General features: G+C 35.6%; 14 protein-coding genes and 1 pseudogene. 11 read left to right on the forward strand and 4 right to left on the reverse strand.

The features are described 5' to 3' along the window. The first annotated feature begins 270 nt into the window (after positions 1–270). Together PSR14_RS05425 and PSR14_RS05430 are read left to right on the forward strand one after the other, a co-directional pair. Positions 271–855, forward strand: coding sequence for a CGNR zinc finger domain-containing protein (locus PSR14_RS05425; RefSeq protein WP_048557805.1), 585 nt, complete (start codon positions 271–273; stop codon positions 853–855). Between the two features lie 116 nt (positions 856–971). Further along, positions 972–1,526, forward strand: coding sequence for an HPP family protein (locus PSR14_RS05430; RefSeq protein WP_061535743.1), 555 nt, complete (start codon positions 972–974; stop codon positions 1,524–1,526). Positions 1,527–1,645: 119 nt separating this feature from the next. Here PSR14_RS05430 and PSR14_RS05435 read toward each other — a convergent pair whose 3' ends face one another. Then, on the reverse strand, positions 1,646–1,756 hold the full coding sequence (locus PSR14_RS05435; protein ID WP_000505679.1) for a YjcZ family sporulation protein: 111 nt from the start codon (positions 1,754–1,756) through the stop codon (positions 1,646–1,648). 151 nt (positions 1,757–1,907) lie between these two features. Then, positions 1,908–2,174, reverse strand: a complete 267-nt coding sequence (locus PSR14_RS05440) for a YmzC family protein (RefSeq protein ID WP_061131448.1) — start codon at positions 2,172–2,174, stop codon at positions 1,908–1,910. Between the two features lie 560 nt (positions 2,175–2,734). Between PSR14_RS05440 and licT the strand changes: the two are divergent. The 8 genes and pseudogenes from licT (at position 2,735) to PSR14_RS05480 (ending at position 10,684) form a co-directional block, all read left to right on the forward strand. Then, positions 2,735–3,583: pseudogene (gene licT / locus PSR14_RS05445) on the forward strand (BglG family transcription antiterminator LicT). A 146-nt stretch (positions 3,584–3,729) separates the two neighbouring features. After that, positions 3,730–5,622 carry a beta-glucoside-specific PTS transporter subunit IIABC gene (locus PSR14_RS05450; RefSeq protein WP_095842624.1) on the forward strand — a complete coding sequence of 631 codons (1,893 nt, stop codon included), beginning with the start codon at positions 3,730–3,732 and terminating at the stop codon, positions 5,620–5,622. Between the two features lie 95 nt (positions 5,623–5,717). Then, the gene (locus tag PSR14_RS05455; RefSeq protein WP_001984321.1) at positions 5,718–7,157 is read left to right on the forward strand and encodes a 6-phospho-beta-glucosidase; all 1,440 of its coding nucleotides are present in this window, start codon (positions 5,718–5,720) and stop codon (positions 7,155–7,157) included. Positions 7,158–7,301: 144 nt separating this feature from the next. Then, positions 7,302–7,760: a MarR family winged helix-turn-helix transcriptional regulator gene (locus tag PSR14_RS05460; protein ID WP_061535745.1), complete on the forward strand. Its 459-nt coding sequence runs from the start codon at positions 7,302–7,304 to the stop codon at positions 7,758–7,760. Then, a complete protein-coding gene (pssA, locus tag PSR14_RS05465) occupies positions 7,753–8,337 on the forward strand; it encodes a CDP-diacylglycerol--serine O-phosphatidyltransferase (protein WP_113732456.1) in 585 nt (194 codons plus the stop codon). Before PSR14_RS05460 ends, pssA begins: the two co-directional genes overlap by 8 nt. 22 nt (positions 8,338–8,359) lie before the next feature. Beyond that, complete coding sequence (locus PSR14_RS05470; RefSeq protein ID WP_098487701.1) at positions 8,360–8,731, forward strand: ATP synthase subunit I; 372 nt, start codon at positions 8,360–8,362, stop codon at positions 8,729–8,731. 291 nt (positions 8,732–9,022) lie between these two features. After that, a complete protein-coding gene (locus PSR14_RS05475) occupies positions 9,023–9,676 on the forward strand; it encodes a DUF2306 domain-containing protein (RefSeq protein ID WP_098487700.1) in 654 nt (217 codons plus the stop codon). A gap of 357 nt (positions 9,677–10,033) precedes the next feature. Next, entirely contained in the window at positions 10,034–10,684 is a 651-nt protein-coding gene (locus tag PSR14_RS05480; RefSeq protein ID WP_098487699.1) for a VanZ family protein, read from the forward strand. 98 nt (positions 10,685–10,782) lie between these two features. On the opposite strand, the gene dhaQ is transcribed toward PSR14_RS05480, so the two are convergent. Continuing rightward, positions 10,783–11,781, reverse strand: a complete 999-nt coding sequence (gene dhaQ, locus PSR14_RS05485; RefSeq protein ID WP_098487698.1) for a DhaKLM operon coactivator DhaQ — start codon at positions 11,779–11,781, stop codon at positions 10,783–10,785. Between the two features lie 19 nt (positions 11,782–11,800). Next, positions 11,801–12,367 carry a dihydroxyacetone kinase transcriptional activator DhaS gene (gene dhaS, locus PSR14_RS05490; protein WP_000204220.1) on the reverse strand — a complete coding sequence of 189 codons (567 nt, stop codon included), beginning with the start codon at positions 12,365–12,367 and terminating at the stop codon, positions 11,801–11,803. A gap of 178 nt (positions 12,368–12,545) precedes the next feature. Here dhaS and dhaK point away from each other — a divergent pair, with 178 nt between their 5' ends. After that, positions 12,546–14,297: a dihydroxyacetone kinase subunit DhaK gene (gene dhaK, locus PSR14_RS05495; protein ID WP_169509492.1), complete on the forward strand. Its 1,752-nt coding sequence runs from the start codon at positions 12,546–12,548 to the stop codon at positions 14,295–14,297. The last annotated feature ends 153 nt before the right edge of the window (positions 14,298–14,450 follow it).

Here is a 14,450-nt window from a genome sequence, read left to right on the forward strand (position 1 = left end):
TAAATAAAATTTCTTCGATTTAAAAGGTGCCCCACAAATGATAAACCATACCGAAAACAAAAAATGCGAGTCCTACAAATAAAACGATTAAAGCAAGCATTCCGTTTTTATTATGCTCCATACAGTCAGCTCCTTTTTAGTTATATAGAAAAAAGCCTTTAGTCGTAATTATGGCTAAAGGCTTTGATCTTCATACTTTACAGTTAATAAAAAAGTTGTACTTCTGTATGAATTTGGAATATGATTATTTAAAGAGTAGGTGATGAGTACATGCAGGAAACAAAACAATTCCCGCTTATATGTGGAAATCTCTCATTAGATTTAGTGAATACAGAGTTAGTTAGGCGTGGACAACGTTATGATTTATTAATAACGGATGAAGATGTATTAGAATGGCTATATGTAATAAAGGTTAATCTTCCTTTTTGGAATGAAAAAACACTTATAGGAATTCAAGAACGAATGGATCAAGTTACATCTAGCATATTAGGGGCAAGAGAAGTACTGAGAAAACAGTTTGAGGCAATTGCTGATCAGCACGAAATTTCTAATGATTTTATTATGTATTTAGAAAAACAAATTGAGAAGGCACCCTTTACATATAAAGTCATTGAACAGCGTCTAGTACCTGTCCCAGTTGGAGAAGTTGAGGATGTACTTGTATCGATAATTGCATTTGATGCTTTAACCTTAATAACAGAAAATAAGCTTATTTCTCTTAAAAGGTGTTCAAATCCCGACTGTGTTTTATTATTTATAGATAAAAGTGGGAAACGAAAATGGTGTTCTATGAAAATATGTGGGAACCGAAAAAAGGTAGCAAAATTCCAGGATCGAAAATGTGAAGAAGTTTAGGGATCAACTTATAGCAGTTGATCTTTTTTTATGTATTTTCAAACTAACCCCTAAAATTAATATTGACCAGTTAGTTTGTTTGAAATATAATTATTGGTAAATAAAGGAGGAGAATGATGAATCATATAACAGCAGCTAAGCAGAAAGAGGCTCCACCAATAAGTGTACGATATTTTGCAAAAATGAAAGGGAAAGGAAGAAGTCCGTTACAAGTAAACATAAAGGACTCTTTGACGGGACTATTAGGGGGATTTTTAACAATTCTCACCTTAACATATTTAACGAGTATAACTTCTACAGAATTGTTAATGGCTCCATTTGGGGCGAGTTGTGTATTAGCGTTTGGAGTTTGGAATGCACCGTTATCACAGCCACGTAATATTATTGGAGGACATTTGATTTCAACTTTCATTGGTCTATCAATATATCATTTGTTTGGGAATGAATATTGGACAATTGCTTTAGCAGTTGGGATGTCGATTGCTATTATGATGTTAACAAGAACAACACATCCTCCGGCAGGGGCTGATCCAATTGTCGTTATTTTAGGAGCATACAGTTGGAGTTATTTAGTAACGCCGGTTTTAGTTGGTTCCCTTGTTATTGTAGTTATTGCTTTATTCATTAATAACATGAGTAGTAAAAGAAGCTATCCAACTTTTTGGATATAATTAATAAGGTGAAAAACAATTTGAGTAAGTATCCCGTTTTTACTATGTCTTCATTTCATATACTTTTTAGTTTACAAAGAAAAGACACCCATATAAGAGTGTCTTTTCCAATAGTTTGTTTAGCAGAAGCAAGCAGCTCCAACGATGATTAATAAAATAAACAATACAACTAATAATGCAAATCCTCCAGCAAAACCGCAGCCTCCGCCGCAACTACCACCAAATCCCATAATAGTTCCTCCTTTAATAAGAGGGGAAAACAAAGGGTCACTCGTGTTTTTTAACGGATTCCATTTACTTTATGTTTGACGCCTGAATGTGAGCAGGTCCTTTTGAAAATAAAAAAGACACCTTGAGGTGCCTTCCGTCCCATTTATTTCATTAATATTCGTTAGCGTAAAATTCTTTTATTAGCTTTATTTCATTTGTATCTGGGTTAAACTTAAATATTTTAATTTGATTAGATTCATCTTTATAGGCAAATGTATGATCGCCAATTTGGGTCATATTACTAGTGTTTAACATAGGATCGCTACTATGGTCAGTGATTTCTACAGGTTTCTCACGGTCCCAAAATGCGATGACGATAATTAAGATGATAAGGCATATACGTATGTTACGTAATTCTCTTGCTAGAGGATGCTCCATATGATAGTCTCCTTTTTCATTTGCTAGATTTTGTGTATAAAAGAGATATTTTCTATGAGAATATAAATAAAAAAGACACTGTAAAAAGTGTCTTTTTTATTTGATTTATGCGCATTGCTTAATAAGACGCTAGTTCCTCAATCGGAATATGAGTAACTATGTAGGGTGATTTCATTATAACATTTTAACCAGTAATGGGTCTATATGGAATTTTTGTAATGATTATGTTTATTTATTCAGAATGATAGATGTAGTTAAAGATATATGTTACCTATAGTAATTTTAAAATATAATGATGTATATAACTAGTGGTGTAATGAATGTAAGCAACAGTTGATGAACTGTTAGTGTTTTTTTGTAAAAAAATATTCAATAATTTATTATTGCAACCGCTTACTTTTTGTGTATAATGAAGGTAAGTTAATAAGTAAAAGGATTGTTACTGTTCGGCAGGCAAAACCTAAATTGATCTAGAGGCTACGGGTGTAGTGTGGCTTTTGGAATCAGTTTAGGTTTTTTTATTACCTTTTGTGACTTTAAGAAGAAGAAGGCGGAACAATATGAGAATCCATAAAATCTTAAATAACAATGTTGTTTGTACGATGAAGGATAATGAGACAGAAGTTGTACTTATGGGCAGAGGTTTGGGATTTCAGAAAAAAGTAGGCGATGCGATTGATGAATCTAAGATAGAAAAAACCTTTGTGCTAGAAACAAGAGAATTATCAGAGAAACTCGTTAGGTTACTAACTGAAATTCCTGTAGAAAATTTAGAGATTACAGAGAGCATTATTCAGTTTGCTAAGACAGTGTTGCCGGGGACTTTAAGTGATTATATTTATCTTACATTAACGGATCACTTAAGTTTCGCCTTAACTCGGCATAAAGAAGGAATGGATCTCAAAAATACTTTGCTTTGGGAGATTAAGAGATTCTATCAGAAAGAGTTTGAAATTGGTCTACAAGCTTTGAACATTATTGAAGAAGAGACTGGATTTAGACTTTCTGAAGATGAGGCAGGGTCAATTGCCTTGCATTTCGTTAATGCGCAACAAGGAGAGCCGGCGATGCAACAAACGGTAGCGATGACGAAAATCGTTTAAGATATTTTAAATGTTGTAAAGTACCACTATAAGATGAACTTAGATGAAAATTCATTTAATTATAGCCGGTTTGTAACGCATTTACGATATTTTGCTCAGCGTTTAATGCAGAAGGAATTGAACTCGGCCGATGATGATTTTTTATACGAGCAAGTGACAAGTAAGTATGAAGAGGCATATTGTTGTACAGAAAAAATTGAAGCATACTTACAAAAAGCACATAATAGTCATCTTTCAAAAGATGAAAAAGTGTACTTAACGTTGCACATTCATCGTGTAACGAAACGAAATGAATTATGTAATTGAATAAACGGGATTGTTACTGTTTGGCAGGCAAAACCTAAATTGACTTGTAATGGAGTGATTCGTATGTATCGCACCGTTATGGTTAGTTTAGGTTTTTTCTTTTATAAAAATAATAAAAGGGATGATTGTAGGGAGGGAAAGTTACTATGAAGTATGAAAAATTAGCAAAAGAAATACTGAAACATGTTGGCGGGAGAGAAAATATAAATAGCGTTGTACATTGTATAACGCGCTTACGATTCCAGTTAAAAGATGAGGGGAAAGCAAATACAGAAGTACTAAAAGGCATGGAAGATATTGTGACTGTAATGAAAAGTGGCGGACAATATCAAGTTGTAATTGGTAACCATGTATCCGACGTGTATAAAGCGGTTATTGCTGTTGGAGGGTTTCAAGAGACAGAGGAAGAAAGTGCGAGTGAGAAGAAAAAGAGTAGTCTTATAGATATTCTTTCTAGCATTTTCACTCCTATTTTAGGAGTATTAGCTGCAACAGGGATGATTAAAGGATTTAATGCACTATTTGTAGCGCTAGGCTGGTTAAGTAATGAGTCAGGAACGTATCAAATATTAAATGCAGTTGGCGATTCGCTATTTTACTTCTTCCCAATCTTCTTAGGATATACAGCAAGTAAGAAATTTGGAGGATCACCATTCATCGGTATGGCAATTGGGGGCGCGTTAGTCTATCCGGCTTTATCCGGTTTAAAAGCAAGTGAGCCATTATATACACTATTTGCAGGAACGATGTTTGAATCACCAATTCATATTACGTTTTTAGGAATACCAGTTATTTTAATGAACTACGCATCATCTGTTATTCCAATTATTCTTGCTGCTTATTTTGGAGCGAGAGTTGAACAGTCTTTAAAGAAAGTCATTCCGGATGTTGTGAAAACATTTGTACTACCATTCTTAACGTTACTAATCGTTGTACCAGTTACATTTCTCGTTATTGGTCCAATTGCGACGTGGGCAGGACAATTTTTAGGACAGGCGACGCTTTGGGTTTATCATTTAAGCCCATTAGTAGCGGGTGCTTTACTCGGTGCTTTCTGGCAAGTGCTTGTTATATTCGGTCTTCATTGGGGTGTTGTTCCGATTGGCTATAACAATCTAGCAGTACACGGTATTGATCCAATACTAGCGCTTATATTTGCTGCTTCATTTGCTCAAATTGGTGCTGTACTTGGCGTTTGGGTGAAAACGAAAGATAAGAAATTAAAAACACTTAGTATTCCAGCTTTTATTTCAGGTATTTTCGGTGTTACAGAGCCGGCGATTTATGGTATTACACTTCCTCTTAAAAAGCCGTTTATTATGAGTTGTATTGCTGGGGGAGTTGGCGGCGCAATACTTGGCGTATTCGGTACACAAAGTTATATGACAGGCGGGCTTGGCATATTTACGCTTCCGACATTTATTAGTCCGAAAGATGGGATTACAGCTGGATTTTGGGGCGCAATTGTTTCGATGGTTGTTTCTTTACTTGTTGGTTTTATTCTGACTTACTTATTTGGTTTTACGAAAAAACAAACATCTACAGAAACAGATGAAACAAGTAATAAAATTGCTGCATCAAATGATGATGAAGTAATATTTAGTCCTTTCCATGGTGTCGTTAAGTCGCTTCAAAATATTGACGATGCTGCATTTGCATCAGGTGCGTTAGGGGAAGGCGTTGCTATTGAGCCTTCAGAAGGAAAGTTGTTTTCACCAGTTTCAGGTACAATTTCTGCGCTCTTCCCGACGAATCATGCGGTAGGAATTACGGCGGATTCAGGTGCAGAAATTTTAATCCATATTGGAATGGATACTGTGAAATTAAATGGCGAATTTTTCTATTCTCATATTGAACAAGGAGCGAGAGTAGAAAAAGGTCAGTTACTTATTGAGTTTCATATAGCTGAAATTCAAAAGGCGGGTTATATTGTGACAACACCAGTTGTTGTTACAAATTATGATAAATATAGCATCAAAAAAACAGAAGTAGAAAAGATTCAAGCAGGAGATTCTTTATTAGAGTTAGGAGTTAAATAGTAGTTATATTTCATATTGGTTCACACGAAGAAAGGTATTCTTTGAGAAGCATAATACCTTTCCTTGTTAAATCTTATATAAAGGAGTTTTTCTATATGTCTAAAGTTATTTTTCCTAAAGGATTTTTATGGGGTGGAGCGACTGCAGCTAATCAAGTTGAAGGAGCGTATGCAGAAGACGGAAAAGGATTAACGACGGTTGATCTATTACCAACTGGTGAAAACCGCTGGGATATTATGAAAGGAAATATTCATTCCTTTACACCGGTAGAAGGAGAGTTTTATCCATCACATGAAGCAATTGATTTTTATCATCGTTATAAAGAAGATATTGCTCTATTTGCAGAGATGGGATTTAAAGCGTTACGTGTATCGATTGCTTGGACACGTATTTTCCCAAATGGTAATGATGAAAAGCCGAATGAGGCAGGATTACAGTTTTATGATAATTTATTTGATGAACTATTAAAGCATGACATTGAACCAGTTGTTACGATGGCTCACTTTGATGTGCCTGTTCATTTAGTAGAAAAGTATGGAAGCTGGAGAAGTAGAAAGCTTGTCACTTTCTTTGAGACGTATGCAAAAACGATTTTTAATAGATATAAAGATAAAGTGAAATATTGGATGACGTTTAACGAAATTAATATGCTTTTACATTTACCTTTCATGGGAGCAGGTCTAGCATTTAAAGAAGGTGATAATAAAAAACAAATTCAGTATCAAGCAGCACATCACCAACTTGTTGCAAGTGCGTTAGCTGTAAAAGCGTGTCATGAAATCATTCCAGATGCAAAAATCGGTTGTATGCTTGCTGCCGGTGCAACGTATCCATATACGTGTAATCCAGACGACGTTTTTCGTGCGATGGAACAAGACCGAGAATCATTCTTCTTCATTGATGTACAAGCAAGAGGCACATATCCTGGATATGCAAAACGCTTCTTTAAAGATAATAATGTAACAATTGAAATGGAAAAGGAAGACGAGGCGATTTTAAAAGAGCATACAGTTGATTATATTGGCTTTAGTTACTATGCAAGCCGAGCAACAAGTACAGATCCAGAAGTGTTAAAAAGCATAACGAGCGGGAATGTATTCGGTTCTGTTGAAAATCCATATCTTGAAAAATCAGAGTGGGGATGGACGATTGATCCGAAAGGCTTCCGTATTACAGCGAACCAACTTTACGATCGTTACCAAAAACCTTTATTCGTCGTTGAAAATGGTCTCGGTGCAATCGATGAATTAAATGATGCAGACGAAGTGAACGATGCATATCGTATTGATTACCTAGAGAAGCATATGATCGAAATGTCAGAAGCGATCCAAGATGGTGTAGATATTATCGGATACACAAGCTGGGGCCCAATTGACCTTGTAAGTGCTTCTACTGGAGAAATGAAGAAACGTTACGGATATATATACGTTGATAAAGATAATGAAGGAAAAGGTTCATTAAAAAGATCGAAGAAGAAAAGCTTCGACTGGTATAAAGAAGTAATTGCGACGAATGGTAAGAGTTTGGAGTCTTAAGTATGAAAAGGAGACATCTTAATGGATGTCTTCTTTTTTAAAGTATGGAAATTGATTTCCCTTTACACAAACATAACGGTATAATATAGTTAAGTTAAGTGAACTTAACTATTAAACAAAATAACAGCATGGAGGAAGAGTGCTATGACTAGAACGTATAAAGAAATAATTAATGAAATGAACCGAGCCTATAATGAATTCTACATTTTACTATTTCAGGAGTTGAAAGATGAGTACGGTCTTACAGGACAGCAAGAGAGTATGTTATTTCATATTCATTTAAATGAAAACACGACAGCGAATCACATTGCGACTACTTTTAACATATCGAAAAGCGCTGTGAGTCAAGTTTTATCGAAATTGGAAAAGCAGAAGATGATTTCAAAACAAGTAAATCCTAATAATAAAAGGGAGTATTTCCTTACACTTGGTCCGAACGGTAGTAAGTATATGGAGCAGTTGTCTAAGTTAGATGATGTATTAATTGAGAAGTATTTTTCAAAAATCGATATCGGTGCTTTAGAACAAATGACGGATACGTTAAAGAAAATAAATAAGGTGATATTGGAAGAAAAACAGAAGGATCTTGATTGTAATGAGTAAGAACTTGAATGAGATAATGAGTAGAAAGGAGGAGAAGCGTATGATGAGTCACATACCAAATATGATTACGATAGCAAACTTTGTATGTGGACTTCTCGCTATTCACGCTGTTTTCGTTCACGATATGTATGGTGCAGTCATGTTCATTATTACAGGTATGGTATTTGATCTGTTTGATGGCATGGTTGCTCGGAAACTTGATTCTGTTTCGGAAATTGGCGGAGAGTTAGACTCATTTGCGGATTTAGTTACGTTTGGCGTGGCACCGTCTATTCTTGCCTATAGTGTCGCTTTAAAAGATTTGCAGTCTATTGGGATGATATGTGCGCTTGCTTATAGTATTTGCGGAATGCTTCGGCTTGCGAGATTTAATACACAACAAAGCAAACTCCCGACATTCATCGGAATGCCAATTCCATTCGCAGCCATGTGTCTCCTCATTTTATGCTTTTTGAATAATCCAGTTTCCGTGGCATTTGGTACATGCGTACTCGCTTATTTAATGGTGAGTAAAATTAAATTCCCTCATTTTAAAAAAGATATATCGGAAAGCTTGAAGTCCGAAAGATGGGAGTAATAGGAAAGGTAAGGAGCAGAACATGATTCGTATGGCATTAAGATCATTCAATATACAAATGTATTGTTTGCTAGGCGTGATGTTATTGGGATGGGCGATGACACCTTTTCGAGCCCAGTTTGTAGGGATAAGCATTGGCCTTTTAGTTAGTATGTACTGCGCCTGGATTTTAGGAAGACGTATTGAAAAGTTCGGAGGTAGCATTGTAAAAAAAGAAAAAGCACCGATGCTTGGAATGATGAACCGGTTCGCAGCCGCCATACTCGGCGCAATTATTATGTATGAAATTGAACACCGTGAGTACATGTGGACATTTGCAGCTGGAATTATGAGTGGGTATTTCTTGGTTATTATTAATTTGGGGTATTACAGTATGAGAGATGCGGAGGAATAGATGAGTAAACTCTCAAGTATAGAATGATATACTTGAGGTTTTTTTATTATATAAAAAGTTTGCTCATTTTAAATGTATCTATTACTTGTTGCAACATATCCATTAGAAAAATTCCCATTTCAGTACCTTTAACAATATAACATATATATTCATTATTTTTGAAATCTTAATCTATTACATGTCCCTTTTTCGGAGGTATTTCATTTGTCTAGAAGGATTTTCTATTTATTACAAGAATGAACAGTAACGTATAATCTAATTTCCATGAATGTAATAGGGAGGCAGTGAAATTTGAACAGGAAAATTTGGTTTGTATTTACTTGTTTTGCTCTTTTAGTATCTGGTTATATTGTTGTCCAATATTTTATTATGGATGGATTTCAAACAGGGCTTGTAAAAGCGAAGCTTATGTTTGGATCTAAATTAAGTGAGTTCTGGTATAGTATGTTATTTACGCATATTACAACGAGTATAGTAGCATTAGTAATTGGTCCGTTTACATTATCGACTAAATTTAGAGAAAGGAATATCAATCATCATCGAATAATGGGGAGAATCTATATGGTTGGTATATTATTAGGGGGCATTTCTGGACTGTACCTGTCCTTTTATGCTACGGGGGGATTGGTAGCGAAGCTAGGTTTCGGTTTGTTATCCGTATTTTGGCTAACATCAGCATATCAAGCATTACATAGAGTTAAAAATAAAAAAATGAAAGAGCATCGGAATTGGATGATTAGAAATTATGCTTTAACCTTTGCGGCAGTTACATTAAGAATTTGGCTACCGTTGTTTATCGTTCTATTTGGAATAGAGCGGTTTGAACTTAGTTACGCGGTTATTGCTTGGTTAGCGTGGGTACCTAATTTAATTATCGCAGAATTATTTATAAGACAGAGACTTAATAAAGGAAAATACGAGGAAAATGAGGATTTACATTTTTGATGTGAATCTGCTGTCATATTGAGGGCAGAATTTTTCAGTAGTTCAATGTTTTTATAGGTGTAAGCATGTTGCTATCTAACAACGAATAGCGGATTCCTAACGAGAGTAATAATAAAACCCAACATAAAATTTAAGAAAAATTTTATATTTACCCCACATTTTATTTTAAAAGTTTTTCCTATCCTATAAACAAGTTACATCAAGGAGGAGACTGAAAATGAAGAAGTGGGGATTTTTTATTTTTAATATATTCCCTATATTCGAAGACAAAGTAGAAGATTGAATATATGAACAAAGTACTGGTTCTTAAACTATGTTCTAAATAATAGATGAAAATGTAAAGTTAGGGGATTCCACATGCATACAGGAGTTTTAATGAGTTATTTGTATACTTATTTTTTTACAATTATGTTTTGTGTTTTATTTCAAATCGGATTTTATTTTAAAGCGAAAAACAATATATCTATTCGACATTTTTTATGGGTATATGTTTTTCTATTCTACCTTTCGCTAGTGTATAAAGTGACGCAGATTGCGACTGTATGGGATATAAGTAGATATGAAACGTGGATTCGTGTAAATCAAATCAACTTGACTCTATTTGATACGGCAGGTAGTACTACGTATCTTTTGAACATTGTACTGTTTATGCCATTCGGTTTCTTACTACCGACTATTTGGCCGCAGTTTAGAAAAATGAAAAACACCGTATGCGCAGGATTCTTTTTTTCATTGGCAATTGAGTTAAATCAATTACTAAATAATAGAATTACAGATATTGATGATTTATTTACGAACACCCTTGGGGCAATTATTGGGTATGTATTATATAAAGTATTATATACAGCGTTATTTAAATTGATATTGAAAAGAGAGGAAAAAAAGCTTGATACGAACTCTTCTCTAGTCATAAAATACGAGGCTATTTTTTGTTTAGTGTGTTCATTTGTAGGTGCGATGTTAATTTATTATCCAGCTTTATTTGGAAGACCTGTCATCCTTCAGTGAGGCGATTAAGAATTTCTTGTTAATGCCCGTACGATATTTCAATTTGCAAAAAGCCTTTAACTCGTTATAGTTAAAGGCTTTTATCATCATAATTTTAGTTACCAATTACCCACTCGAGCATCCGCCTTCAACCACTTCACCCAATCCAAATCCTCTACCCTAAGTAAACTGAGTGAAACACCTTTCATATCTAAAGAAGTGAGTAGCGTACCAACTTTTACGAATGTAATCTGTAATCCTTCCAGCTCACACAAACGGCGAATGTCATTTGCGAAAATGTATTGTTCCATTAATGGAGTGGCGCCGAGTCCGTTAATAAGGATGGCGAAGTTGTCACCTTTTCTCCAGCGATAAATGCTTTTTAGTTTGTTCATCAGTTCAATCGCTAATATTTCAGAAGAGGATAGTGCTTCTTTACGGTAACCTTTTTCGCCGTGAATACCGACGCCGTAAAAAACTTCATCTTCGTTTAATGTGAATGAAGCTTGTCCTTTCACCGGATCGTTGGCAGGTGAAAGGGCGACTCCTAATGTGTGTAAGTTTTCAGTGATAGAACGGCCGAGTGCAGTCAGTTCTTCTAAAGAATGACCTTCAAGAGCGGCCGCACCTAATATTTTTTGAACGAAAACAGTACCAGCGACGCCGCGTCTTCTTTTATTAAAAGAAGCATCATCTTCAATTGAAACGTCGTCATTTACGATGATGTGGTCAATTTGTCTTCCTTCTTCTTTTGCGATTTGTTCTGCCGCTAAAAAGTTAGCTACGTCATCTTTAAAGTTTTTTATGATGAATAGTATACTTTTTTCTTTTGGCATGAGGCGAGTTGCCGCCACAATTTGTTCCACTGTAGGCGGAGTGAAGATGCTGCCGTTTACGGCCGCCGTAAGCATTCCTTTTCCTACATAACCAATATCAGCAGGCTCGTGTCCGCTACCACCGCCGCTTATTATGACAACGTTTTGCTTCAGTTTTTCGATATCTTTTACATAAATGATGTTATTTGTTTCGTCATAATTTACTTTGTCGTTATGTTCAAAATAAAAGCCATGCAGCATATCTTGAACGATATTTTGTACATCATTCATAATCTTTTTCATTGCTTTTGCCACCCTTTAATTACTTTGCTGATTGCTCCAGTAATAGTAGTAATTGATTGTTTATCATATTTTTCATGAGAGAAGACATAATGGAAGGATCTACTTCGCACTTACTTTCAATCCAATCTTTTATCGTTCCAACGAAGCCGTGACTATAAAAGGAGGCAATCGTATTTTTTGTCTCATCAGAAAGGCTGAATCCACAGCTTACAGATAGTTCATCAATAATCTTCATATATAAGTTTTTCGTATGCTCAAATAAATAGTGATTAAACGAGTTTTGTTCAATGACTTTAAAAGCGTTTCGGTAAAATTTTTGATTTTCATAAAAGTAATCAAATAATAAATCGAAAATATTTTCCCACGTTTCATAGTCGAGAAAGTCGATAATGTTTTCTTTCGTTTCTTCTCTATAAATCCAGCTTAATAGTTCAAATTTATCTTTAAAATGATAATAAAAAGTTTGCCTACGCATTTGACAGTGTAACATAATATCGCTCACTGATATTTTATGAAATGACTCTGTTTCCATTAAATACTTCAATGAATTCGCGATTATCTTTTTAGAAATTATAGAAGAGGTCATCTGAATCATCCCTAGAATGTTAGTAATATGAAAATCCTACCCATAAATGAGAGCGGTGTCTTTAGACAGATTGTCCATTTTGTCCGTTTACTATAAAACGCTTTCATTTTAACATGGATAGTAAGAAGAAGATTTCAAATATATCACAATATATTAAAGGAATTGAGGGAGAACTACAATGAAAAAGATTATAAACAAACCAGAAACATTAGTAATGGAAATGTGTAATGGAATGGTTATGGCTCATCCAGAGCTTGAGCTTTTGAAAAAATATAAAGTCATTAAGAAGAAAGAAATGAACGAAAATAAAGTAACGTTAATTAGCGGAGGCGGTAGTGGTCATGAGCCGGCACATGCGGGATTAGTCGGAAAAGGAATGTTAGATGCGGCAGTGTGCGGAGATGTGTTTGCTTCGCCTTCACAAATTCAGGTATACCAAGCGATTAAAGAGACAGCTAGTAAAAAAGGTACGTTATTAATTATTAAAAATTACAGCGGCGATATTATGAATTTCAAAAACGGTGCGCATTTAGCGACTGAAGATGGAATCGAAGTCGACTATGTAAAAGTAGACGATGACATTGCGGTAGAAGATAGCCTGTACACAGTAGGACGCCGCGGTGTTGCGGGCGTTATTCTCGTTCATAAAATTGCCGGTGCAGCAGCGGAAGCAGGTATGGATTTAGGAGCAGTGAAAGCAGTAGCCGAAAAAGCAGCTGCTAACGTGCGCACAATCGGTTTAGCGTTAACTTCTTGTACAGTTCCAGCGAGCGGATCACCTACTTTCACACTTGCGGAAGATGAAATGGAATACGGCGTAGGTATTCACGGCGAACCAGGAATTAAACGTGAAAAAATGTTGTCAGCTGATGAACTAGCGAACCGTATGACAAATGATTTAATGAAAGATTTAGGAGTAAAAGATGGCGAGGAAATTGCACTGCTAGTTAACGGTTTTGGCGGAACACCACTGCAAGAACTTTACTTATTTAACAACGCAGTGACGAGAGAACTAGCTGCTAGAAACATTAAAATCAATAGAGTATTCGTCGGTAACTATATGACGAGTATCGATATGGCAGGTATGTCTTTAACGGTAATGAAGTTAGATGATGAGCTAAAAACATTACTATCGAAAGAATGTAATACACCAGCGTTTAAAGTAGACGGGCCAGTTGAAAGTGTTGAGTATGTAAATGTACTTGAAGAGGCAGAAGAGAAGGAAGTTTCCTTTGAACTAGAAACGGCGGAAGAGCACGCTGTGATTAAAGATAATGTCATTACATTAAATAACATGATTTATCTCGTTGATAAAATGAGCGATATTATTATTAAAAATGAAGTACCGTTCTGTGAGCTAGACACGCATGCGGGTGACGGCGACTTTGGAATGAGTGTGGCAAAAGGATTTAAGCAATTAAAACGTGAGTGGCACTCTATTGTAGAACAAGAGAATGTAACGATCGGATCATTCCTTGACGGTTGTTCCATGATTATTATGGAACATTGCGGCGGCGCATCTGGTCCAATTTGGGGCGGTGCATTCCGCGCAGCTAGTAAAGCAGCAGGCGAAAAACGTGAGTTAACAGTGAAAGAATTCGCTGAAATGTTGCAAGCAGCTCTGCAAGGCATACAATCTATCGGTGAAAGATCATTCGGCAGAGGAGCGGTAGTTGGTGATAAAACACTTGTTGACGCACTTGCTCCATGTGTAGACTCTTGGTTAGATAACGCTTCAAATGAAGTAGACATGAAAACTGCCTTTGAAAAAGGGGCAGAAGCAGCGGTTAAAGGAGCAGAGTACACGAAAGAAATCGTAGCTCGCATGGGCCGCGCCGGTACAGTTGGTGAAAGAAGTTTAGGATATCCTGATGCAGGTGCGCATGCACTTGGAGTTATCTTTACGGAGATTGGGGGTAGTTTGAAATAAGGGTGATACAAAATTCGCTCCACAGTAATTCTCTTACTGTGGAGCGAATTTTAAATTATGATTTAATTGTTTTTTTATAAAATAAAAAGCTATCTTCATTCGTGTATTTTGATTGGAGCAGTATGTAATAATGTTAATTGTTTACAAACCTTA

The sequence above is a fragment of the Bacillus sp. A01H genome (assembly GCF_045277205.1).
In the GTDB taxonomy this organism is placed as follows: Bacteria; Bacillota; Bacilli; order Bacillales; family Bacillaceae_G; genus Bacillus_A; species Bacillus_A paranthracis.